Annotated in this window: 21 protein-coding genes and 1 pseudogene; 16 read left to right on the top strand and 6 right to left on the bottom strand. The window is 39.8% G+C overall.

The annotated features are described in order from the left end of the window. The first annotated feature begins 24 nt into the window (after window positions 1–24). The 4 genes from putA to FTT76_RS14950 all read left to right on the top strand — a co-directional run bounded on the left by putA (window position 25) and on the right by FTT76_RS14950 (window position 6,055). Window positions 25–3,756: a trifunctional transcriptional regulator/proline dehydrogenase/L-glutamate gamma-semialdehyde dehydrogenase gene (putA, locus tag FTT76_RS14965; RefSeq protein ID WP_180007831.1), complete on the top strand. Its 3,732-nt coding sequence runs from the start codon at window positions 25–27 to the stop codon at window positions 3,754–3,756. Window positions 3,757–3,985: 229 nt separating this feature from the next. After that, window positions 3,986–5,068 (top strand): tRNA (uridine(54)-C5)-methyltransferase TrmA, encoded by a 1,083-nt coding sequence (trmA, locus tag FTT76_RS14960; protein ID WP_180007832.1) that lies wholly within the window; start codon window positions 3,986–3,988, stop codon window positions 5,066–5,068. A 252-nt stretch (window positions 5,069–5,320) separates the two neighbouring features. After that, window positions 5,321–5,545 carry a hypothetical protein gene (locus tag FTT76_RS14955; RefSeq protein WP_168378613.1) on the top strand — a complete coding sequence of 75 codons (225 nt, stop codon included), beginning with the start codon at window positions 5,321–5,323 and terminating at the stop codon, window positions 5,543–5,545. A 261-nt stretch (window positions 5,546–5,806) separates the two neighbouring features. Next, the gene (locus FTT76_RS14950; protein ID WP_180007833.1) at window positions 5,807–6,055 is read left to right on the top strand and encodes a hypothetical protein; all 249 of its coding nucleotides are present in this window, start codon (window positions 5,807–5,809) and stop codon (window positions 6,053–6,055) included. A gap of 56 nt (window positions 6,056–6,111) precedes the next feature. On the opposite strand, the gene FTT76_RS14945 is transcribed toward FTT76_RS14950, so the two are convergent. Next, entirely contained in the window at window positions 6,112–6,888 is a 777-nt protein-coding gene (locus FTT76_RS14945; RefSeq protein ID WP_257224560.1) for a phosphodiester glycosidase family protein, read from the bottom strand. 135 nt (window positions 6,889–7,023) lie between these two features. Here FTT76_RS14945 and FTT76_RS14940 point away from each other — a divergent pair, with 135 nt between their 5' ends. After that, window positions 7,024–7,560 (top strand): lecithin retinol acyltransferase family protein, encoded by a 537-nt coding sequence (locus FTT76_RS14940; protein ID WP_111883727.1) that lies wholly within the window; start codon window positions 7,024–7,026, stop codon window positions 7,558–7,560. Window positions 7,561–7,699: 139 nt separating this feature from the next. On the opposite strand, the gene FTT76_RS14935 is transcribed toward FTT76_RS14940, so the two are convergent. Both FTT76_RS14935 and FTT76_RS14930 read right to left on the bottom strand, forming a co-directional pair. Beyond that, on the bottom strand, window positions 7,700–8,158 hold the full coding sequence (locus tag FTT76_RS14935; RefSeq protein WP_180026256.1) for an SRPBCC domain-containing protein: 459 nt from the start codon (window positions 8,156–8,158) through the stop codon (window positions 7,700–7,702). Window positions 8,159–8,237: 79 nt separating this feature from the next. Then, a complete protein-coding gene (locus FTT76_RS14930; protein ID WP_180007834.1) occupies window positions 8,238–9,302 on the bottom strand; it encodes an aldo/keto reductase in 1,065 nt (354 codons plus the stop codon). Between the two features lie 96 nt (window positions 9,303–9,398). Here FTT76_RS14930 and FTT76_RS14925 point away from each other — a divergent pair, with 96 nt between their 5' ends. Beyond that, window positions 9,399–10,322, top strand: a complete 924-nt coding sequence (locus FTT76_RS14925) for a LysR family transcriptional regulator (protein WP_180007835.1) — start codon at window positions 9,399–9,401, stop codon at window positions 10,320–10,322. 9 nt (window positions 10,323–10,331) lie between these two features. On the opposite strand, the gene FTT76_RS14920 is transcribed toward FTT76_RS14925, so the two are convergent. Both FTT76_RS14920 and FTT76_RS14915 read right to left on the bottom strand, forming a co-directional pair. After that, complete coding sequence (locus tag FTT76_RS14920) at window positions 10,332–11,243, bottom strand: bestrophin family protein (protein WP_180007836.1); 912 nt, start codon at window positions 11,241–11,243, stop codon at window positions 10,332–10,334. Window positions 11,244–11,379: 136 nt separating this feature from the next. Continuing rightward, window positions 11,380–13,107, bottom strand: coding sequence for a glutamine--tRNA ligase/YqeY domain fusion protein (locus tag FTT76_RS14915; RefSeq protein ID WP_180007837.1), 1,728 nt, complete (start codon window positions 13,105–13,107; stop codon window positions 11,380–11,382). Between the two features lie 168 nt (window positions 13,108–13,275). Between FTT76_RS14915 and FTT76_RS14910 the strand changes: the two genes are divergently transcribed. After that, window positions 13,276–13,785, top strand: a complete 510-nt coding sequence (locus FTT76_RS14910; protein WP_078193500.1) for a peptidylprolyl isomerase — start codon at window positions 13,276–13,278, stop codon at window positions 13,783–13,785. A 138-nt stretch (window positions 13,786–13,923) separates the two neighbouring features. Beyond that, a complete protein-coding gene (locus FTT76_RS14905) occupies window positions 13,924–14,643 on the top strand; it encodes a UDP-2,3-diacylglucosamine diphosphatase (protein WP_168378618.1) in 720 nt (239 codons plus the stop codon). A 134-nt stretch (window positions 14,644–14,777) separates the two neighbouring features. Here the strand turns inward: FTT76_RS14905 and FTT76_RS14900 are convergent, their stop codons facing one another. Next, window positions 14,778–14,996, bottom strand: a complete 219-nt coding sequence (locus tag FTT76_RS14900; RefSeq protein ID WP_168378619.1) for a transposase — start codon at window positions 14,994–14,996, stop codon at window positions 14,778–14,780. Window positions 14,997–15,304: 308 nt separating this feature from the next. On the opposite strand from FTT76_RS14900, the gene FTT76_RS14895 reads away from it, so the two are divergent. From FTT76_RS14895 to FTT76_RS14860, 8 genes and pseudogenes are all read left to right on the top strand, one after another. Beyond that, window positions 15,305–15,454 carry a hypothetical protein gene (locus tag FTT76_RS14895; RefSeq protein ID WP_168378620.1) on the top strand — a complete coding sequence of 50 codons (150 nt, stop codon included), beginning with the start codon at window positions 15,305–15,307 and terminating at the stop codon, window positions 15,452–15,454. A 59-nt stretch (window positions 15,455–15,513) separates the two neighbouring features. After that, a pseudogene (locus FTT76_RS17830) lies at window positions 15,514–15,741 on the top strand (transposase). Window positions 15,742–16,493: 752 nt separating this feature from the next. Continuing rightward, complete coding sequence (gene cydP / locus FTT76_RS14885; protein WP_078188513.1) at window positions 16,494–16,685, top strand: cytochrome oxidase putative small subunit CydP; 192 nt, start codon at window positions 16,494–16,496, stop codon at window positions 16,683–16,685. After that, a complete protein-coding gene (locus FTT76_RS14880; RefSeq protein ID WP_168378621.1) occupies window positions 16,685–18,271 on the top strand; it encodes a cytochrome ubiquinol oxidase subunit I in 1,587 nt (528 codons plus the stop codon). Before cydP ends, FTT76_RS14880 begins: the two co-directional genes overlap by 1 nt. Beyond that, window positions 18,268–19,413 carry a cytochrome d ubiquinol oxidase subunit II gene (gene cydB, locus FTT76_RS14875; protein WP_168378622.1) on the top strand — a complete coding sequence of 382 codons (1,146 nt, stop codon included), beginning with the start codon at window positions 18,268–18,270 and terminating at the stop codon, window positions 19,411–19,413. The genes FTT76_RS14880 and cydB overlap by 4 nt, the downstream gene beginning before the upstream one ends. 24 nt (window positions 19,414–19,437) lie before the next feature. Next, window positions 19,438–19,539 carry a cytochrome bd-I oxidase subunit CydX gene (gene cydX, locus FTT76_RS14870; protein WP_002120988.1) on the top strand — a complete coding sequence of 34 codons (102 nt, stop codon included), beginning with the start codon at window positions 19,438–19,440 and terminating at the stop codon, window positions 19,537–19,539. Window positions 19,540–19,542: 3 nt separating this feature from the next. Beyond that, complete coding sequence (locus FTT76_RS14865; RefSeq protein ID WP_180007838.1) at window positions 19,543–19,845, top strand: cyd operon YbgE family protein; 303 nt, start codon at window positions 19,543–19,545, stop codon at window positions 19,843–19,845. Window positions 19,846–20,095: 250 nt separating this feature from the next. Beyond that, window positions 20,096–21,280: a hypothetical protein gene (locus FTT76_RS14860; RefSeq protein WP_180007839.1), complete on the top strand. Its 1,185-nt coding sequence runs from the start codon at window positions 20,096–20,098 to the stop codon at window positions 21,278–21,280. Window positions 21,281–21,444 lie beyond the last annotated feature (164 nt).

The following is a 21,444-nucleotide window of genomic DNA, read 5'->3' as shown; positions in this document are numbered from 1 at the left end:
AACTTTGACACGGAAAATTGAAACATGAATGGAAAAGTATTTGAAGTCACGGGAAGCGATGACTACATCACTGAATTTAAAGACAAGAATAGCTTTGAACAATCGATTAATACAGCATGGCGTCGTGCTGAAACTGAGTGTATTGAAAACTTATTAGCACACAGTGAAATCCCTTCCCCGATCAGCGATCAAATTCAACAATTGGCTTTTGACTTAGCCCATTCATTACGTGAACGTAAAAGCGGTACAGGTAAAGCAGGCATTGTGCAAGGCTTGCTACAAGAGTTTTCATTGTCTTCTCAGGAAGGCATCGCGCTCATGTGTTTAGCCGAAGCGCTACTCCGTATTCCAGACAAAGCAACACGTGATTTACTGATCAAAGATAAAATCAACCAAGGTAACTGGAAAGATCATGTTGGCCAAAGTAGCCTCATGTTCGTAAATGCTGCTGCTTGGGGTTTAATGCTGACGGGTAAACTAATGGAAACCCCTCAACAAAAAAGTCTGTCTAGCCTACTCACCGGTATTTTAGCACGCAGTGGACGTGGCATTATCCGTAAAGCTGTCGACGTGGCTATGCGTATGATGGGCGAACAGTTTGTTACAGGCGAGACCATCAATGAAGCGCTTAAACATGCAGAAGTATTAGAAGACAAAGGCTTCCGTTATTCATATGACATGTTAGGTGAAGCAGCATTAACTGAACCTGATGCAGAACGTTATTATCAAGACTATACCGATGCGATCCACGCGATTGGTCAAGCCTCTGAAGGTAAGGATGTTTATAACGGCGCAGGTATTTCGATCAAATTGTCTGCCCTACACCCACGCTACCAACGTTCACAGATCGACCGTATACATAACGAACTTTATGGCAAAGTGCTAGAACTTGCTGTATTAGCTAAGCATTACAATATTGGTTTAAACATTGATGCTGAAGAAACTGACCGCCTAGAAATTTCTTTGGAACTACTTGAGCGCCTGTGTTTTGAGCCTAAATTAGCAGACTGGAAAGGTATTGGATTTGTGATTCAAGCCTACCAAAAGCGCTGTTTCTATGTGGTCGACCATATTATTGACCTCGCTAAGCGTAGCCAAAAACGTTTAATGATCCGCTTAGTGAAAGGTGCATACTGGGACAGCGAAATTAAGAAAGCGCAAATTGAAGGTATGAGTGACTATCCTGTATTTACGCGCAAAGTTCATACCGACCTGTCTTATATTGCATGTGCTAAAAAACTCTTGGCAGCACCTGAGCAAATTTATCCTCAGTTTGCAACACACAATGCGCAAACCGTTGCTACGATCTACCAATTAGCACAGCCAGAGCTTTACTATCCAGGCCAGTATGAATTTCAGTGCCTTCACGGCATGGGTGAACCCCTCTATGAACAAGTGGTGGGTTCGAAGTCTGATAACAAACTGGGTGTGCCTTGTCGTATTTATGCACCAGTGGGTAACCATGAAACCTTATTGGCCTATTTGGTTCGACGTTTACTGGAAAATGGTGCGAATACCTCTTTCGTCAACCGTATTGCAGATAAAAATTTAAAAATTGAAGATTTAATTGAAAATCCAAGACAGACGATATTAGCGACGGCTGAAAAAGAAGGTATCACTGGAGCTAAGCATCCTTCTATCCCATTTCCGCAAGATTTGTATGGCACAGAACGTCGCAACTCAAAAGGACTCGATTTAGCCAATGATCGCGACTTATCTCAGCTCAATACCACGGCAGTACAGCATGCACATACCCAGTGGCATGCTAGTGCAATCGGCGCTAATTTAGAAGAAATTCATACTGCAAGTATCAACATTACAAACCCTGCAAACCGTAGTGATGTGGTCGGCAGTGTCAGTGAAGCTAGTCTAGAGCAAGCGGAAATCGCTCTCAATAATGCTGTAAATGCCCAAGCTTCATGGAAAACTTTAGACAAAGATCAGCGTGCAGCATGCTTAAATCGTGCGGCAGATTTGATGGAAGCACAATTGCAATCTCTCATGGTGTTGTTGTCACGTGAAAGTGGTAAAACTTATGCCAATGCTATTGCTGAAGTCCGTGAAGCTGTAGATTTCCTACGTTATTATGCAGCTCAAATGATTGATCTAGCAGAAAATACGCAAATTGAACCTCTTGGCACTGTGCTGTGCATTAGCCCATGGAACTTCCCGCTTGCTATTTTCACAGGTCAAATTGCTGCAGCCTTGGTTGCAGGTAATACCGTGATTGCCAAGCCTGCTGAACAAACGCCACTGATTGCTGCTCAAGCTGTACATATTTTATGGGAAGCAGGTGTTCCCTTCGATGTATTGCAACTCCTTCCTGGCCGTGGCGAAACCATTGGTGCCAAACTCAGCGCGGACTCACGTGTCCAAGGCATCATGTTTACTGGCTCAACGGAAGTCGCACGTATCTTGCAAAAAACCGTGGCACAGCGCTTAAACCAATTTGGCGAAAGCGTGGTATTGATTGCTGAAACTGGCGGTCAAAATGCCATGATTGTTGACTCATCAGCATTGACAGAACAAGTGGTATTGGATGTCGTTAACTCTGCCTATGACAGTGCAGGTCAACGCTGTTCTGCCCTACGTATTCTCTGTGTACAAGAAGATAATGTGGACGTTGTCCGTACCATGTTACAAGGTGCGATGAAGCAACTTCGTGTCGGAAATCCCGCACTATTAGCAACTGACATTGGCCCAGTGATCGACCTTGAAGCACAGCAAAATATTGAAAAACATATTGAGAAGATGCGTAGCAAAGGCTATCCAGTACATCAAATCATGTTTAATGCTGATAGCAATGCCTTAAGTACGGGAACCTTCGTTGCACCAACTTTGATTGAACTGCCAAATTTAAATGATTTAGAACGCGAAGTTTTTGGGCCAGTATTGCATTTAATCACCTACAAATATGGTGAGATTGAAAACCTATTAACACAAATTAATGCCAAAGGTTATGGTTTAACCATGGGCTTGCATACACGTATTGATGACACGATTCAAAAAGTTATCGGTCATGCAGAAGTCGGTAACCTGTACATTAACCGTAATATTGTAGGTGCTGTGGTTGGTGTACAACCCTTTGGCGGCGAAGGCTTATCAGGTACAGGTCCAAAAGCGGGCGGTCCTTTATATCTCTACCGTTTAATGCATCAAGTGTCTGTGAAAAAACTGGCTACACCTTATGCGGCTCAGGCAGAAACGCAAGCTACACACTTCCCTGCATATGAAGCTTTTAACACTTGGGCGAAGCAGCATTTTTCAGGCATTGCGATTCAAGCACCGCAGGCCATAGCCGCTGGACAAAGTTTTGAGCTACAAGGCCCAACCGGTGAAAACAACCAATATGCCATTTTGGCACGTAAAGGTGTACTTTCACTAGCCAATAATGATGCAGATCAACTGAATCAAATTGCTGCGATTTTATCGGTGGGTAGTCAACCCGTGGTACTTGCAGACAATACTTTTGTGTTAAAACACTTAAATAGCATGCCGAAAATCCTCGTGGACCAATTTAAAGTGATCACGGATATTTATCATGGCAATTTTGATGCGGTTTTACACCATGGTGAACAAACTGAGTTATTAAAAATTCAACAAGTCATCGCGTCTCGTGAAGGTGCAATTATTGGCATTACGCATTTAGCTTCAGGCCAATATGACATCCCTGTAGAACGTTTCGTGATTGAGCGTGCAACTAGTGTCAATACAGCTGCAGCCGGTGGTAATGCCAGCTTAATGACAATGAATTAAACACTGAATTGAACTCCAACTAATCAGTTCCTCACTTAGCTCAATCTTTATGAATGTTCCATAAAGATTGAGCGTTTTTTTAACTTCCCCTCGATAAAAGTTCTGTTTAGCGTATTCAGATTCATCTTCTCTACAGATAAATACAGCCAAAAGTGGAATTAATTTAGTCTTATAAGGTGAATTTTGCTAACATGACTTTTTTTAATATGTTTGCGATTTTTTACTGCATATGACTTCAACTTATCAGCAACAACTTGATGCCAAAGTTGCCCGCATTACGGCTCAATTTTCAGAATACAACCCTCCCTCTTTAGAAGTTTTTCCTTCTGCTGAACAAAACTTTCGTATGCGAGCGGAATTCCGAATTTGGCATACTGAAAATGATATGTTCTATGCAATGTTTGAACGCAATGCAGACAATGAAAAACAAGTTGTAGAAATTAAAGATTTCCCTATTGCAGATAAAAGCATTAATGACTTAATGCCAATATTATTAAATGAACTCAAGGCACAAGAGATCTTATCGAGCCGTTTATTTGAGGTTCATTTCTTAGCAACCCTGAAAGGTGAAATGCTGGTTTCATTGGTTTACCGTTGCCCACTCAATGCTGAATGGGAAATTGCTGCCAAAGCCCTGTCTGCAAAGCTCAACATCAAGATTTATGGTCGTAGTCGTGGTCAGCGCGTGATTTTAACTGATGACTATGTGGTTGAAGAACTCCAAGTATTTGACCGTAAATATCAGTATAAACAAATTGAAAGTAGCTTCACACAGCCAAATGCCGGCGTATGTCAAAAAATGCTGGAATGGGCGTGTCAGGTTGCGGATCACTCAGACAAAGACTTACTTGAGCTCTACTGTGGTAATGGTAATTTCACGCTGCCTCTTTCAACACGCTTTAATCGCGTTTTGGCAACCGAATTAGCCAAGTCTTCAGTTTATGCCGCGCAGTGGAATATTGAGCAAAATGGTATTGATAATATCCAAGTGGCTCGTCTTTCAGCTGAAGAGTTTACCCAAGCCTACAATGCTGAACGTACATTCCGCCGCCTTGAAGAAGCTGAGATTGAAATTTCAAGCTATAACTTCGATACGGTATTTGTCGATCCACCGCGTGCTGGTATCGATGATGAAACACTAAAACTGTTGCAACGTTTTGAACGCATTATCTATATTTCATGCAACCCAGATACTTTGCATGACAATCTCAAACTACTTTCACAAACGCATAAAATCAGCAAATTTGCCTTGTTTGATCAGTTCCCTTACACACACCATGTAGAGTCTGGCGTATTTCTTGAGAAGATTTAAACAAATTATTTCAAGTCATGTTGCTGTCATAAAAGGAGCTTTCTAAAAGCTCCTTTTTTATATGCTAAAAAAGCTTTATTTTCTCGTCACATGCATATTTATGAACAGCTTTAAAAACAAATAAGTTAAAGATTTTAAAAGTCCAATCGAAAAAATGATGATTCAAGTGGCTAAAATTTCACTTTAGTAGTCTTGCTTTATTTATTGGATTGGTTATATTTCGTCCTATGTTAGGTCGCAAATGAAGGCTCTATGAGTTTTTGGCATAAGTTGTTCGCTAATGAACAGCAAAACGGGCATAAGAATCAAATTGCCTGTGTTGAAAATGATTGCTCTTGTAAAACCAATGAACAGCTTATTGCTGCTCTTACAAAGGCAACGGATGAAGATGTTATCCTCGGTATTAAAAAAGTACTCGCTTCGCGCGGTTATAGCCGTAAGGAATTAAATGAAATCCAGCATCTACCTCTACAGTAGAGTCTGAACATTCAATGTTCAAACAAGGCATTCTGTTTTACAGAGTGCCTTTTTCATTTTTAGACTAATCAAAAGGATGCCACTTATTTACAGATCAGGTTTTGTGAGTCGGCCACATCGCTATTTACAAATTTTATGCTATGCTCCATGGCAAATCAGCAATATCTAATTTTAAACACACGACAATAAAACCTAATATTGCATCAAATATGATGCCGAAGACCTCTAAACAGCATTGATATAAAAACTAAAGGAATGCACATGAATAAATTAACAAATTGCCTAATCGCCTGCTGCATACTTAGTCTAAGTGCTTGTAGCCAAATTCCCAAAGAATGCGAAGAATCTTGGGACAAACTCGAAGCCTTGTCGAAACAAATGGGCTTAAACGAAGAACAAATCAAAGAACAGAAAAAACAGTTTGAAGAAAGTATTAAAAAACAATCTAAAGAACAAGCCATTCAAATGTGCCAAACCCAAAGTACCTTTTTAGGTTTAGTCGGCAAATAAACAGTAGTTGCTATCAATCTAAACACTGTACAGATGAAGTCCAATTATTCGGGCTTTTATTGTTTGCATTGAGATGCTGTTGTATACGCTACAATTGGCCCTAAAGGTTTCAAACTTGAATCATGTCTATTCAACGCTTGGATTTCTGCACTAGACACAGATCCATCTAAATACAAGGCATTGTTAATCGATAATTGCTGCTTAAAATATTGTGCAAATGCATAAAATGACACCCCTTCACGACTGATCACAAAATACAACTTGCCGTTTTTGATCCCCACGCCATTGCGGATTTTCAATGAATCTGACTGTGGGATAAAGTTTGGATTGATTTTTCCATCTACCACCAGCATTGGACCTGACTGCGTTGCATAACGTGCCTTAAAATCTGTGGAAGCATATTTTTGTGTAGTTAATATCACCGCTTGCTTGTCATTCCATGCCAGAACACCATTCGGCTGAATTAAAAAATTACCAAAGCCTCGTGTTGCACGATTCAAGGCTTTTTTCTGCAGCCCATTTTCAACGTAAAGACCAACAGGCGCTAAATCTGCATGATACATCCCTGCATTCATTGCAAAGTTCATCGTATTACACTTACGCGCTAATGACTGCTTTAAACGCTGTAGGTCTCGATATGGCTGCTGCTCTGCATCATATAAATAGAGCTCTAGTTTACTCAAATCCGAAATTTCAACCACATCCACTGCAATAGGCTGACTGACACGTTTCGCTTGAATATTGGCATAGGAAATAGTCGGTGAGAAAATCAGACCGAGCAGCATCATAAAGCGCATTTTTTTAAACATTGAGGTTGATTGAAGACCAAGCATGACCCTATCCATAGTGCACGTTAAAAATCGAACAAATTTTAGCTAAATCATCGCTAAAATAGTCGATTAATTCACAGATTAAAAGTAGACTAATCTTTAAAAATAATTCGGATATAAAGTAGGACTGGTAAATACATGCATGTGCAGAAAGATGGTTTTCCTCTTGGAACACATCTGATTGTTAAACACTTCGGTTATAGCCATCATGGCATATATGCCGGCCGCGGTAGAGTCATTCACTACTCGGGTTTTGCACACCTTTTCAAAAAACATCCGATTGAAATGACCTCTATCGAAAATTTCAGCCACGGCAAAAAAATCATCGTTCAGTCGTACAGCAATCCAAAGTTTAAAGGGCGTAAAGTGGTGCGTCGTATGCGCTCACGTATGCATGAAAACAACTATCATCTGATTATTAATAACTGTGAACACTTATGCACTTGGGCCATTACCGGTGTTGAAAGTAGTCCTCAGGTGTTTCGTATGATGAACCGACTCACCACGATTGGGTATGTCAGTTCTCTGATGAGTTTTATGAGTAGCATGATGCTGACCGTGACCACCACTTGCTTTGCACTGGTGTTCTATATCAAAAAGAAACTGCGCGAAAAAGCCAAAATGCAGATGCCGGTTTATACCTATTTAAAGCGTGAAGAACATAAGAATCGTTAATTCACTGCAGCATCATTGAACTGTGGCTTTATCAAATTTCAGTACATCAGCACATTGCTTAGAAATCTTGTGCCAATACACAAGCTTTTTATTTTAGCGTATCAGATGTAATACTTAATCTTGGTCACTCTTCACATTGCTAAAAGTTCGCATTGCTAAAAGGTGGAAATTTGTCTTCAACCAAATTGCTTTGCAGGCCATGTTCTAAATAAATTTTGGCTGCATCCAAAACCGTTGTAAAACCACCTGTACTATCGATAATAAAATCAATCAATGCCTGACCTTGCAGAGGAATCTTTGAATTTTTGATGCGGACATAGGTTTCCATCGGGCTAATTTGCTCAAAAATAAAATCGACCTGAGTTTTTGGTTCTCCCCACTGTATTTGAATTAATTTGTTTTCCTTAATATTCAGCACGTCTACATCGGCGACTGCATTATATTTTTGCCAAGTCCATTGCACCGTTTTACCTTCTTCTAGATATCCACTCGATGCACTAAACCAAAAATGCTGTGTTATTAAAGGATCAACAAAAGCATTAAATACGATATTGATGGACTTACGAATTAACATCTGGGTTTCAATCACGACACTCATCAGCATTCCTTCATATTATAATTTTATTCAGTGATAGCACAGAGAACTGATCATTGCCTACCACTGAATTGTTATTGCCCTATTCTGCTGTATGTTCTGAAATAGAGGCTGATGTCACTAGCGTGGGATTCTTCTCTGTAAATTGCCCATTCCAATAGGGATAGTATGGATAAGGTGGATACACTGCACTGACTGCGTCTAATCGGGCTAACTGCTCTAAGCTTAATGACCATTCCTTCGCCGCAAGGTTATCCAACAGTTGCTGTTCATTACGTGCGCCTATCAAAATGCTAGACACTGTCGGTCTGGTTTTCAGCCAATTCAATGCAATCTGTGGAATAGAGTGCCCTGTTTCCATGGCGATTTCTTGCATTACATCTAACACTGCAAATAACTTTTCGTGTTGAACTGGTGGTGCGAATTGTGCTGTCTCATGTAGTCGACTTTGCTTTGGAATCGCATGCTCACGATCAAATTTTCCTGTTAATCTCCCCCAGCCTAGCGGACTCCATACCACTGCACCAATCTGTTGATCATGCTGCGCAGGCATCAACTCCCATTCATAGTCACGTCCAATCAAAGAATAATAGACTTGATGCACACTTAGCTTTTCATAGCCCTGCTGTTGGGCAATCGACTGAGCTTTCATGAGCTGCCAGCCTGAAAAATTCGACGCACCGATATAGCGAACTTTTCCACTACGTACCAAGTCATCCAAACTGCGCATCAGCTGCTCAAGTGGCGTCGTGCTATCAAACTGATGTAGTTGCAGCACATCAATATAATCTGTGCCTAAACGCTTTAAACTCGCCTCCACAGCTTGTATTAAATAGCTTCTAGAATATCCACCTTGATTGATTCCATCGTTCAATCGGATACCCACTTTGCTGGAAATAATCACCTCTTGGCGTTTTGATTGAAGTAATGCACCGAGCATCTGCTCTGAGGCACCATTTGAGTAAGCATCTGCGGTATCGAAATAATTCACGCCTTGATCAATACACAGATCAATCATACGTTGGGCATCATTTAAACTCGATTGCCCCCATGCAGAGAAAATAGGGCCTTGCCCGCCAAATGTACCTGCACCAAAGCCGAACTCTGAAACTTGTAAGCCAGATTGCCCTAGATTGTGATAGTTCATGGTGATTTCCTGTGTTTAATTTATACACAGAATAGGCACAGATATTTATCAGAAAAACCCTGAATATCGAGAAAGACTTTCTTGATTATATTGATAATGCTAACTGAAGATTTCGACTTATTCACACGAATGGCGGCACTGGGTTCAATCAGTCAAGCTGCCAAAGAAGCCAATCTCTCTGTTTCTGTCGCTAGTAGCCGTCTACACAGACTTGAACAAAGTTTAGGGCTGCGCTTATTTCATCGCACTATATGGCAACTACATTTAACACAGGAGGGTGCTGTTTTATTGCAGCAAGGTTTTCCCTTACTCGAACAATTTAATTCTCTGCTAGGCCAATTTCAGCCTGAACCACAACAACTCAGTGGCACATTAAAAATCACCTGTTCAGAAGTTTTTGGAAATCGTATCTTAGGGCCAGTATTTGCAGCCTTTGCCAATCTACACCCAACATTGACTTTAGATATTGAACAGACCGATCAAAATTTAGATTTGGTCTCCGCAGGTATCGACGTTGCGATACGTATTGGACAGCTAGAAGACTCATCGCTGATTGCTAAACCACTCAGCTTAAACCGTCGTATTTTGTGTGCCTCGCCTAGCTATATCAAACAACATGGCGAACCTCGCTCTCTAGAAGAGCTCTCTATGCTCCAATGCATTTTGCAGAAATACCCAAAGGGCGTTTCGCAGCATTGGACATTTTTCCAAGATCAACACAGCATAAAAATACCTGTTTCAGGGCAATTTCATATCAACTCAGGTGAAGGCGTACGCCAAGCAGCACTTGCAGGTTTAGGCATTTCGAACCACTCCATCTGGCATGTGGAGGACGATCTACAATCTGGCCGACTCATCCAAGTTCTACCTGCAATCCCTGTTCAAAGCACAGCAATCTATGTGGTAATTCCGCATCGACATTTTGTGCCGCCTAAAGTACAGGCCTTTATGCAACACTTGGACGATTTTTTTCAGCATCAGTATGCTTGGTACGTATCGCCCAATTTATCTAAAAATTAGGCCAAGAACTTATCTTAGGTTACTGTTAAATGTCTTAATCAGCGGCGGAAGTTCAACTTCTAGGCTGCTAAACATTTCACGCTCAATATTGCGTACAATCGAGTCCAGCGGTAAATCATTTTCCTGCAAGCCAAAAGGCTCTTCTAGCTCTGCACTTAACGCATCCAAACCTAAAAATAAATATGCAATCAAAGCCACAATAACAGGTGTCCAAATCCCTAAACTGGCCTCTAGGCTAAACGGCAAAATCAGACAAAATGAATACACCGCGCGATGTAAAAGCACCGAATAGGAAAATGGTAGTGGCGTGGTCATAATACGGTCACAGCCTGCATGGATATCACCCATTGCTACAGTATGACGTGTAAGCGTGCTGTAAATAATATCTGTAATCTGACATTGTTTATAAGTTTTGACTAAATCTTTTTGAATAATTTCAAGTAAATACTGTGGCGCATTGATATTGTCTCGACATTGCTGCCATTGCTGATCCGTCAAAGCTGCACCATCTTTAAAATGTGCAATATCTTGTGATTCATGGCGTAAGCGATCACGTAACAAATTGCAAAACAGCATGATGCGGTAAATCAACACGGTTCTTTGCTCATCTTCAAGGACATGGCTATCACGAATCATGTGGCGTGTATTGGCAATCAATGAGCCCCAAAGCTTGCGACCTTCCCACCAACGGTCATAACAGGCAGTATTTCGAAAGCTCAAAAAAATCGACAGAATCACCCCAAAGATGGTAAATCCGATGGCAGGAACTTCGGGGGTATTCAGGTAGTGCGCAGCACTTAGATACACCAAAATCGCCGACAAACTCACCACGACGGCTAAAGCAGGCATAACTTTTGGGAGTATCGTGCCATGCCATGCAAATAAAAGTTTAAAGCTATTATTTTTATTTCGAATGATCACTTATTTTCCCTCTGTACTGCCTTAATGAACCATCTCAACCATGAAAAAAGCCCAACCGAAGTTGAGCTTAATTTTAACCTACTTGATCTTAATCTATATAGGATTCAAAGATGAATCCCTTTAAAAATCTAAGATTTTATTTACCCGGTTTGAAACTGTCTTTCAAATCTAGGATGCGGTTAAACACCGGTTTTTCTGCTGTATGATCAAACTGATCTGCAACAAAGTAACCCTCACGTTCAAATTGGAAACGGTCTTCAGGTTTTACTTCTGCCAATGCAGGCTCAATCACCGCTTGAACCACTTTCAGCGATTCAGGGTTTAAGTTAGCAAGGAAGTCATCACCCACTTCAGGGTCTGACTCAGTAAATAAACGGTCGTAGATACGAACTTCCGCAGCAATACCTTTGCTTGCAGAAACCCAATGTACAACGCCCTTCACCTTACGGCCTTCGGGGTTTTTACCTAAAGTTTCAGGGTCAATTGAACATTTCAATTCAACCACTTCACCGTTCTCGTCTTTAATCACTTCATCGCACTTAATCACATACGCATGACGTAAACGCACTTCACCGCCCGGAATCAGACGTTTAAAGCCTTTAGGTGCAACTTCTTCAAAGTCTTTACGATCAATGTAAATGTCTTGAGTTAACGGAATGATACGGTCACCCATGTCTACGTTTGGATGACGTGCATGCACCAAATCCATCGCTTCAGGCAAGTTAGTTAAAGTCACTTTGAGTGGATTCAACACAGCCATGCCACGCGAAGCAGTATTTTCTAAAGACTGACGGATGCAGTATTCAAGCATTGCAACATCTACGATACTGCCATCAACTTTCGTTACACCTACACGTTTGCAGAAGTCACGTAGACCTTCTGGAGTAAAGCCACGACGGCGCATACCCACAACGGTCGGCATACGTGGGTCATCCCAACCATTCACAAAACCACCTTCAACCAATTTACGTAATTTACGCTTAGAGGTAATGGTGTAATCCACATTTAAGCGGCTTGATTCGTACTGACGTGGTACAGATGGTGATTTAACTTTTTCTACAACCCAGTCATAGAATGGACGGTGATCAACAAACTCAAGTGTACACAGTGAATGCGTAACTCCTTCAATGGCATCTGATAATGGATGCGCATAATCGTACATTGGGTACATTTTCCATTTATCACCAGTTTGGTGATGTTCAGAATGCAAAATACGATACAAAATAGGATCACGCATATGAATGTTAGGTGAAGTCATGTCAATTTTGGCACGTAGTACTGCCTGACCTTCTCCCAACTCACCATTACGCATTTGTTCAAAACGCGCTAAGTTTTCTTCTACGCTAGCATCACGTTGCGGCGAGTTTTTACCCGGCTCAACAAAATTACCGCGGTTTAGTTTGATTTCTTCAGGGCTTTGCAAATCCACATAGGCATCACCTTGTTCAATCAATTGAACTGCCCAAGTGTAAAGCTGATCAAAATAGCTCGATGCATAACGCGGCTCGCCGTTCCACTCAAAACCTAGCCATTTCACGTCATTGGCAATACCATCTACATACTCTTGTTCTTCGGCATCTGGGTTTGTATCGTCGAAACGGAGGTTACATAGACCCGCGAATTCTTGAGCAATACCAAAGTTCAGACAAATGGCTTTTACATGACCAATATGTAGGTAGCCGTTTGGCTCTGGTGGGAAACGTGTTACAACTTGTTCTGTACGACCTGCAGATAAATCATCGGTAATGACTTGACGTACAAAATCTAAGCCTGGCTGTTGTTCCTGCTGCGCAGCTTCGACAGGGGCATTGTTCTTGGTTGTCGGATTGTTAGGCAGGGATGAAACAACATCGTTTGGCTTCATGGTAATAAAATCACTTCTATAAAGATAAAATTAGGATAATTAAAACGCTTTTCTTTATTTTTAACAAAGAAAGTAACGTTTTTACTTGCCTTGTAGTTTACAGTTTGCTTATGCTTCTCACAACCAAAAAACCCATGGCTTTCATGTCCATGTACAGGAGATTACACAATGAGTTTTCCTCAAGTCGAATTAAACACCAATAAAGGTCGTATTGTTCTTGAGCTTAACACTGAAAAAGCACCTAAAACTGCTGAAAACTTCTTACAGTATGTTCGCGATGGTTTCTATGACGGCGTGATTTTCCACCGTGTTATTGATGGTTTCATGATCCAAGGCGGCGGCATGGATGAAAACTTCAAAGAAAAAACAACTCGTGATTCTATTGAAAACGAAGCTGACAACGGTTTAAGCAATGATGTTGGTACGATCGCTATGGCACGTACTCAAGCACCTCACTCTGCTTCAGCTCAATTCTTCATTAACGTGAAAAACAACTCTTTCCTTAATCACACTGGTAAAACAGCGCAAGGTTGGGGCTATGCAGTATTTGGTAAAGTAGTTGAAGGTCTTGACGTTGTTGACGCAATCAAAAGCGTTCGTACTGGTAACCGTGGCTACCACGCAGACGTTCCTCTAGAGAACGTTGTAATCGAATCAGCTAAAATCATTTCTGAATAATTTTTAAATTCTCCCTGAGTAGCATTGCTGCGCAAGTCCCTTTAATAAAGGAGGGAGTTTCAATATGAAATAAATGTCGGAACTCCTCCCTTTTCCAAAGGGAGGCTGGGAGGGATTTTTAGAATAAGGAAAAGATTCGTGACCTATCTGTTTATCGCTGATTTACATTTGTCACCTGAACACCCTCGACTCGTTCGGGGGTTTTTAGCTTTGTTAGAACAATACAAAACTCAAAATACCCAGCTGTATATTTTAGGTGATTGGTTTAATGCTTGGATTGGTGATGACTTTACTGCCCCATGGTTAGACGAAATCATTGCAGCGCTTAAAGATTTTACTGCTTTGGGAAATCAAATTTATTTCCAAGTAGGTAATCGTGACTTTGCATTGGGTCAAAAGTTTTTAGATAAATTTCACGGTCAATTATTACAAGACGTTGATTATCTCCACATTAGCAACTATAAAATTCGCCTCGAACATGGCGATTTACTTTGCACCGATGATGTGTCTTACCAAAAGTTTCGTAAAGTGATTCGTAATCCTTTGCTTTTAGGTTTCTTAAAGAGCTTACCGCTTAGCATTCGACAAAAAATCGCCAATGGCTTCCGCAAAAAAAGTACAGAAACCAAGCAAGTTAAATCTTATGAAATCATGGATGTAAATGCCGAAGCTGTAGAAAAAGCTTTAGAGCATGCCGATCTACTGATTCATGGACATACCCACCGCCCCCAAATACACGATGTGCATGGCAAACCTCGTATCGTTTTAGGGGACTGGCGTACAGAACAAGCTCAAATATTAGAGATTGGTGAAAACCCATCTGTGAGTGATTTAAAATTAAAAATTTGGTCTTACTAGTCCATAGCTTTCTAATCGTTAGCCTTTAGAAAAACTTACCATCATATTTGATTAATATACGCATCCAGACCATGCAAACGTAGACTTTAAATTAAGCAAAAAAAAAACAGCAGATCATCTGCTGTTTTTTGCTTTTAGGCTAAGCGATATAGCTGGTTTGGGCCAGTATAGAAGCTTTTGCCATCTAGATTCAGGTTAAATGTCTCGCCTGTTTCTAATTCAACCATTTGCCCAACATCAACCCAAATTAAACCAGCATTGGTATTTTGTTGACGTTTTAAAGGCACCATTTTTACATTAATTTCATCGCCATTTACGGCTTTGGCAGTTTGCCAAGTATTTAAAATATTCAAAAGATTTACTCAACATGTGAGCTTTTTGTGACAGAACAAAGAGATTAATCAATCGGGTTTGGAATAATAATTCTGTAGTTACAAAGATATGATTCAAGTCAGAAGCTTGAATACAGATAAATCACAATCAGCTAAATAAAAAAAGATAAGCAGGAACATTACCCGCTTCGAGTTAAGCAGAAGTATACAATATTGCGCTTTGATTAGCAAAAGTAGGACTTATATACGTTATAAATACCTGCTTTTTCAATAGTATTCAAAAATCTGTGTCATTTCAATAAACTGAATCAAACAAGAAATGACACATCATGGCAAGCAACTTTGATTTCAAAGCTGTTTTTAAAAACAATTACAGTCAAGCCCTCCTCACTGGTGAAAACGGTATCTTAACCCCACCCCTCAAACAACTGACAGAAGCAGCTTTAAATGCTGAAATTGAATTTAGAAGCCCCCACTAGCCAATTGTAGGAATAGCTATTCTCGTAAGACTGTAAAATCATCTTACGGTTCATTTGAACTGGAAATACCTCGGGATCGTGCTGACGATTTTGAGCCTCAACTCGTCAAGAAAAATCAAACCTAACTCCATAAATAGATCGACAACAAAGTCATTTCGCTATATGCACTCCGTACGGGCTACCGCAATATTCAGAAACAAATTACCGATATGTATGCACTGGTTCTTTCCAAGGGTGGCATTACCAATATTACAGACAAGTTAATCCCTGAATTACATGCTTGGTAACGGCGTCTTCTCGATATTGCCGTATATCCATTTGTGTGGCTCAATACCATTCATTACAAGTATTATTCACCAATTAAAATGTCGTGTTTTTAACAAAAAAGATCAAGAATGAAGGTATTTCTGTCAACAAAGCCGTTTTACCATTCTGGGATTACATGCCGAGGACCATAAAGAACGGCTAGGTCTTTACCTTTCAAAAAGTGAAGGTGCTAATGAATGTTCAGCGTATTCACAGATTTGCAGAATAGTGACAGACATTCTGATCGCCTGCATTGATGGACGTAAAAGCTTCCTGAGGCAATTGCTGCGATATGTCCGCAGACAGAAGTTTATACACTGAAGAATGCGGCCCACATCAAAACAAGCCTCAATTTATCATGATATATCTGGGCTTATTCATGATTCGGGTTATTTAATAGCGAGGTGGTGTCGCACTTCAAGACTTAACCTACTTATATTTAATTAGTAAAGATTCTCATTATTCACAATGTAAATTTTAGTAAATATAGTAAATTAGTCAGAATTTAAATTAGATACATAAGTAATTTAGTCGGGTTTAAAAAGTTTAAATATAAGTATTTTAGTCAGGTATTTAAATAACAGAATTAGTTTATTTTTAAATCATTAAAACGATTAAGTTATTGTATTAAAACACTTTAATAATATATTTTTATTTTAACTGTTCAACCTATTTGCTTTTTGTGTATATTTGTTAATAATATAGTACAAGTTTAAAGAATAGGCTTATCTCCATGAGCTTAAAATTCAAAGATTTAAATCGTCGTGTGGTCAGAGAAATAACCGCAATACTAATAATTAAAGTGATTATTTTAATGATCATTAAGAACATCTGGTTCGACGCCCCTACCATCCCTAAAAACTTTGACAATCAAGTTGCCGAGCATATTGCTGGCAGTCCTTCCCAAATCAAGGAGACACGTTGATGATTTCTGAAAGCGTGGTCGATCTTTCGCGGTTCCAATTTGCAATGACCGCGATGTATCACTTTATTTTTGTTCCGCTGACTTTAGGTCTGGCTTTTATTCTTGCCATTATGGAAACCACCTATGTGATTTCTGGCAAAGAAATTTATAAAGACATGACTAAATTCTGGGGAAAACTCTTCGGTATTAACTTCGCATTAGGTGTTACTACTGGTTTGACCATGGAGTTTCAGTTCGGTACTAACTGGGCGTATTACTCGCACTATGTCGGTGATATTTTCGGTGCACCATTAGCCATTGAAGGTCTGATGGCATTCTTCCTTGAATCAACATTTATTGGTTTATTCTTCTTCGGCTGGGATCGCCTATCCAAAGTTCAGCATTTGGCTGTAACTTGGTTAGTTGCACTTGGCTCGAACATGTCTGCACTATGGATTTTAGTAGCCAATGGTTGGATGCAAAACCCTGTTGGTTCTGCTTTTAACTATGAAACCATGCGTATGGAAATGGTGGACTTCGGTGCGCTGATTTTCAACCCCGTGGCTCAGGTTAAATTCGTGCATACCGTATCTGCAGGTTATGTGACTGGTGCTATTTTCGTACTGGCAATTTCAAGTTACTACTTATTGAAAAAGCGTGACTTGCCATTTGCGCGTCGCTCATTCGCCATCGCTGCTATCTTTGGTTTAGCGTCTACACTTTCGGTGATCTTACTGGGTGATGAATCTGGTTATGAAATTGGTGACGTACAAAAAACTAAACTAGCTGCGATTGAAGCTGAATGGGACACTCACCCAGCTCCAGCGCCATTTACTTTGTTCGGTATTCCAAATAAAGAAACCATGTCTACTGACTACGCGATCAAAATTCCTTATGTCATGGGGATTATCGCAACACGTTCAACTGATAAAGAAGTGACAGGTATTAAAGACCTGATCGTACAACACGAAGCGCGTATTCGTAACGGTATGGTGGCTTACTCACAGTTAGAACAACTTCGTGCAGGCGATACGTCTCCTGAACTTAAAGCAGCATTTGCTGAGTCTCAAAAAGACTTGGGTTATGGTCTGCTTCTGAAAAAATACACAGACAAAGTGGTCGATGCTTCTGATGATCAAATCAAAGCTGCTGCAAAAGACACTATTCCACATGTTCCAAGCTTGTTCTGGGCATTCCGTGCAATGGTTGCTTCTGGTTTCTTAATGCTCCTTTTGTTCGTACTTGCTACCTTTGCTGTCGGTAAACGTAATGCAGAAAACAAACCTTGGTTATTAAAATTTGCTTTGTTTGCTCTACCATTACCTTGGATTGCTGCACAAACAGGTTGGTATGTTGCCGAAGTTGGTCGTCAACCTTGGACTATCGGTGAAGTTCTACCTACACATCTTTCAGCTTCTAGCTTAAGTACAGGTGATGTATGGGGTTCTATCCTTGCATTGGCAGCGTTCTACACTGTACTGCTGATCATTGAAATGTACTTAATGATTAAATTCTCACGCCTTGGCCCAAGTTCTCTACATACTGGTAAATACCACTTCGAGAAACTTGAAGCTGCAAAAAAGGCAAATGAGGAGGCTCAAGCATGATCGAATATGAATTACTCAAAATCATTTGGTGGGTTTTAGTCGGTGTCCTACTGATCGGCTTCGCCCTCACCGATGGCTTCGATATGGGCTCAATGGCGATCATGCCATTCGTAGGTAAAAAAGACGAAGAACGTCGTGCGGCAATCAATACGATTGCCCCACACTGGGACGGTAACCAAGTATGGTTTATTACTGCCGGTGGTGCACTGTTTGCAGCATGGCCAATGGTATATGCAACTGCATTCTCAGGCATGTATTGGGCGCTGTTACTGGTACTCTTCGCTCTCTTCTTACGTCCAGTCGGTTTTGACTACCGTTCTAAACTTGAAAATACCAAGTGGCGTAATTCTTGGGACTGGGGTTTAGCAATTGGTGGTGCCGTTCCTGCCCTCGTATTTGGTGTTGCGTTTGGTAATATGTTCCTTGGTGTTCCATTCACTATGGACGAAACTGTTCGCTCGACTTATACAGGGAGCTTCTTTGCACTGCTTAACCCATTCGCTTTAGTTTGCGGTATCGTGAGTTTATCTATGCTTTGCGCTCACGGTGGTGCATGGCTCATGCTTCGTACAGACGGCGATCTGCGCGCACGCTCTGCAAAAGCAACCCAGCTTATGGGTATCGTATTCTTAGTTTGCTTCTTACTGGCAGGCGCATGGTTATACTTCGGTAATATCCAAGGCTACACATTAGCTCAACCGTTTGACACTAATGGCGTTGCAAACCCATTAGCTAAAGAAGTGATCACCAATGCCAACCCAGGTTGGATGAACAATTACAGTACTTATCCAATTACTATGATTGCGCCAATCATGGCTATTTTAGGTGCGCTGATCATCATCCTTGCCGCAGGTAAAGGTAAAGCAGGTTTCAGCTTCCTTGGTTCAAGCTTGGCAGTCATTGGTGCAATCTTAACTGCTGGTTTTGCATTGTTCCCTTTCCTTATGCCATCGAGCATCAACCCAACTGTAAGTTTGACTATGTGGGATGCGGTATCAAGTAAAAATACCCTAACTGTGATGACAGTTGCAGCATGTATTTTTGTCCCACTTATCCTGTGCTACACAACTTGGTGTTACTACAAAATGTGGGGCGTGGTTACTAACAAACATATTGAAGAGAATTCACACAGCCTATACTAAGGCTGTGTCTAAGGAGAAAAGACGATGTGGTATTTTGCTTGGATTCTCGGTATTTTGATGGCATGTTTTGCAGGTGTACTTAGTGCGCTTTACATCGAACATCATCAAGATCTAGATGAGGAATAACAAATGACTGATGCTGCTGTAGAAAAATCACTTGTAGAAAAGAAGCCAAATAAATTTGCAATGGTCATTTCCTGCCTGTTAGCTTTTCCTTTGGCAGCCGTGTTACTTGTACATCCTGCTGTTATGCTGGATGACAATGGTGGATATAGCCATCGAGCGCTGATGTTCATCATGATAGGTATTTCAGGTGGTTTTGTGCATGGTGTGGGTTTTACGCCACACCATTGGTTCTGGAAATGGCTTTTTAGCCCCTTTCTCGCTTGGCCACTTATGCTGTGGGGCTACTACACATGGTTCCTACATTAATTGATATCTAAATAAAGCCCTCAATTGAGGGCTTTATTTTTTAGACTGAAACCACCAAAACCGCTTTAAATCCCACAGATAAATAAAAAAAACGATCCAAGTTAGATACTTTAGAGTTTATATAATCGCCGTTATGCTCAATGGATATAAAAAAGTAATTAATATACTAATGGATAAATAGCGAACATTTATTTGTAAAAAAAAGTAAAAATATATAAAATTCAGCCACTTTATAGTTAGTGTAAAAAACATGTATATTAAAAGTATTGAGGTTACTCACCAAAACGATAAATTAATATTATCAGCCACTATAGAAAGTAGTGTCTTAGGATCTAAAAATCTTTGGTTTTCTGTACCAGAATTGTATGAACAACATGTTTGTACCACTCAAATGGACGCATTTCTTGTAGGGATGCTTTTTCCAGCAATGATGTGTGGAGAAGATCTTTATATTGATGGCATTGTGTCTAAAAAATTAATTTTTAACATAAATAAATATGTCATTCCATTACTCATTTCATTTTGCCCTACTGCTAAAAAAATAAAAGTTAGTGCGAAGGAACTAAGTGAACAATTTTTTGATAATACAGGTATTGGTACAGGATTTTCTGGTGGTGTAGACTCTTTTAATGCGATACATGAGCTATTTGTTAAACAAAATGATATAGGTTTAAGAGTAAATACACTTTTATTTTTAAATGTAGGTTCTCATGGCAGTAAGGAGGAAAGTGCAAAGGTAAAATATTTGCAAAGATATAACCACCTTAAAAACTATCCCAAAGAAGTAAATCTTGATTACATACCTATAGATTCTAATTTACACACTTTTCATCCCTGGGGGCATGAAAAGATACATACTTTGACAGGCTGTGCTGGTGTCCTAGTACTACAAAAACATTTTTCAAAATATTATTATGCATCTGCTGGATTTAATTACACTCAGATTATAAATTTCTCAAAAAAATATAGAGATAAAGATATTGGTATTTATTGTGATCCTATTTTATTACCTTTATTATCAACAGAAAGTACGGAGTTTTATCAAGAGGGTGCTGCCTACTCACGTGTTGACAAAATAGTAGATATATCAAACTACGAGCCAACGTATAGATATTTAAATGTATGTGTAAGTGGTGATGATACACATGAAAATTGTTCAACTTGCAATAAATGCCTAAGAACTTTGTTTGCTTTAGATCTTTCAGGAAATCTAAATAAATATGAAAATATCTTTGATATTAAAAAGTATAAAAAAGTGAAAGGTTTTTATATTGCACAACTTATTCAAGATTCAAAAAAAGATATTTTTGCACAAAGTCTAATTGAATTGGCAAAAGAAAAAGGTGTTAAAATTCCTAACAAAATAGTGAGTAAAGTTAAGTTTTTTTATTATCGAAAAATTATTCGAAAATTAAAAAAGATTGGACTTATCTAAAATACAGGCAACTATTTTAAGTATTCTATTAAATATATAGGGTCTGTTGACATTTGTTGATTAAAAAAATAGCGAGATAGTAAAATTAAATCGCCAAACCCAATTTTACACTCGCTATGCCTCGAACAATGCTAAATGATCAACACTGGTCCAAGTTACTTGCT

The organism is Acinetobacter sp. YH01009 (genome assembly GCF_013420765.1).
Lineage (GTDB): Bacteria > Pseudomonadota > Gammaproteobacteria > Pseudomonadales > Moraxellaceae > Acinetobacter > Acinetobacter amyesii.
The sequence above is the reverse complement of the archived record's forward strand: the minus strand, read 5'-3'. Positions and strand labels throughout refer to the sequence as shown.

What these genes read in the sequence shown, in the direction of transcription:
- putA (WP_180007831.1), top strand. Translation starts at nt 25, where the DNA reads ATGAATGGAAAAGTATTTGAAGTCACGGGAAGCGATGACTACATCACT.
- trmA (WP_180007832.1), top strand. Translation starts at nt 3,986, where the DNA reads ATGACTTCAACTTATCAGCAACAACTTGATGCCAAAGTTGCCCGCATT.
- FTT76_RS14955 (WP_168378613.1), top strand. Translation starts at nt 5,321, where the DNA reads ATGAGTTTTTGGCATAAGTTGTTCGCTAATGAACAGCAAAACGGGCAT.
- FTT76_RS14950 (WP_180007833.1), top strand. Translation starts at nt 5,807, where the DNA reads ATGAATAAATTAACAAATTGCCTAATCGCCTGCTGCATACTTAGTCTA.
- FTT76_RS14945 (WP_257224560.1), bottom strand. Translation starts at nt 6,888, where the DNA reads ATGCTTGGTCTTCAATCAACCTCAATGTTTAAAAAAATGCGCTTTATG.
- FTT76_RS14940 (WP_111883727.1), top strand. Translation starts at nt 7,024, where the DNA reads ATGCATGTGCAGAAAGATGGTTTTCCTCTTGGAACACATCTGATTGTT.
- FTT76_RS14935 (WP_180026256.1), bottom strand. Translation starts at nt 8,158, where the DNA reads ATGAGTGTCGTGATTGAAACCCAGATGTTAATTCGTAAGTCCATCAAT.
- FTT76_RS14930 (WP_180007834.1), bottom strand. Translation starts at nt 9,302, where the DNA reads ATGAACTATCACAATCTAGGGCAATCTGGCTTACAAGTTTCAGAGTTC.
- FTT76_RS14925 (WP_180007835.1), top strand. Translation starts at nt 9,399, where the DNA reads ATGCTAACTGAAGATTTCGACTTATTCACACGAATGGCGGCACTGGGT.
- FTT76_RS14915 (WP_180007837.1), bottom strand. Translation starts at nt 13,107, where the DNA reads ATGAAGCCAAACGATGTTGTTTCATCCCTGCCTAACAATCCGACAACC.
- FTT76_RS14910 (WP_078193500.1), top strand. Translation starts at nt 13,276, where the DNA reads ATGAGTTTTCCTCAAGTCGAATTAAACACCAATAAAGGTCGTATTGTT.
- FTT76_RS14895 (WP_168378620.1), top strand. Translation starts at nt 15,305, where the DNA reads ATGGCAAGCAACTTTGATTTCAAAGCTGTTTTTAAAAACAATTACAGT.
- cydP (WP_078188513.1), top strand. Translation starts at nt 16,494, where the DNA reads ATGAGCTTAAAATTCAAAGATTTAAATCGTCGTGTGGTCAGAGAAATA.
- FTT76_RS14880 (WP_168378621.1), top strand. Translation starts at nt 16,685, where the DNA reads ATGATTTCTGAAAGCGTGGTCGATCTTTCGCGGTTCCAATTTGCAATG.
- cydB (WP_168378622.1), top strand. Translation starts at nt 18,268, where the DNA reads ATGATCGAATATGAATTACTCAAAATCATTTGGTGGGTTTTAGTCGGT.
- cydX (WP_002120988.1), top strand. Translation starts at nt 19,438, where the DNA reads ATGTGGTATTTTGCTTGGATTCTCGGTATTTTGATGGCATGTTTTGCA.
- FTT76_RS14865 (WP_180007838.1), top strand. Translation starts at nt 19,543, where the DNA reads ATGACTGATGCTGCTGTAGAAAAATCACTTGTAGAAAAGAAGCCAAAT.
- FTT76_RS14860 (WP_180007839.1), top strand. Translation starts at nt 20,096, where the DNA reads ATGTATATTAAAAGTATTGAGGTTACTCACCAAAACGATAAATTAATA.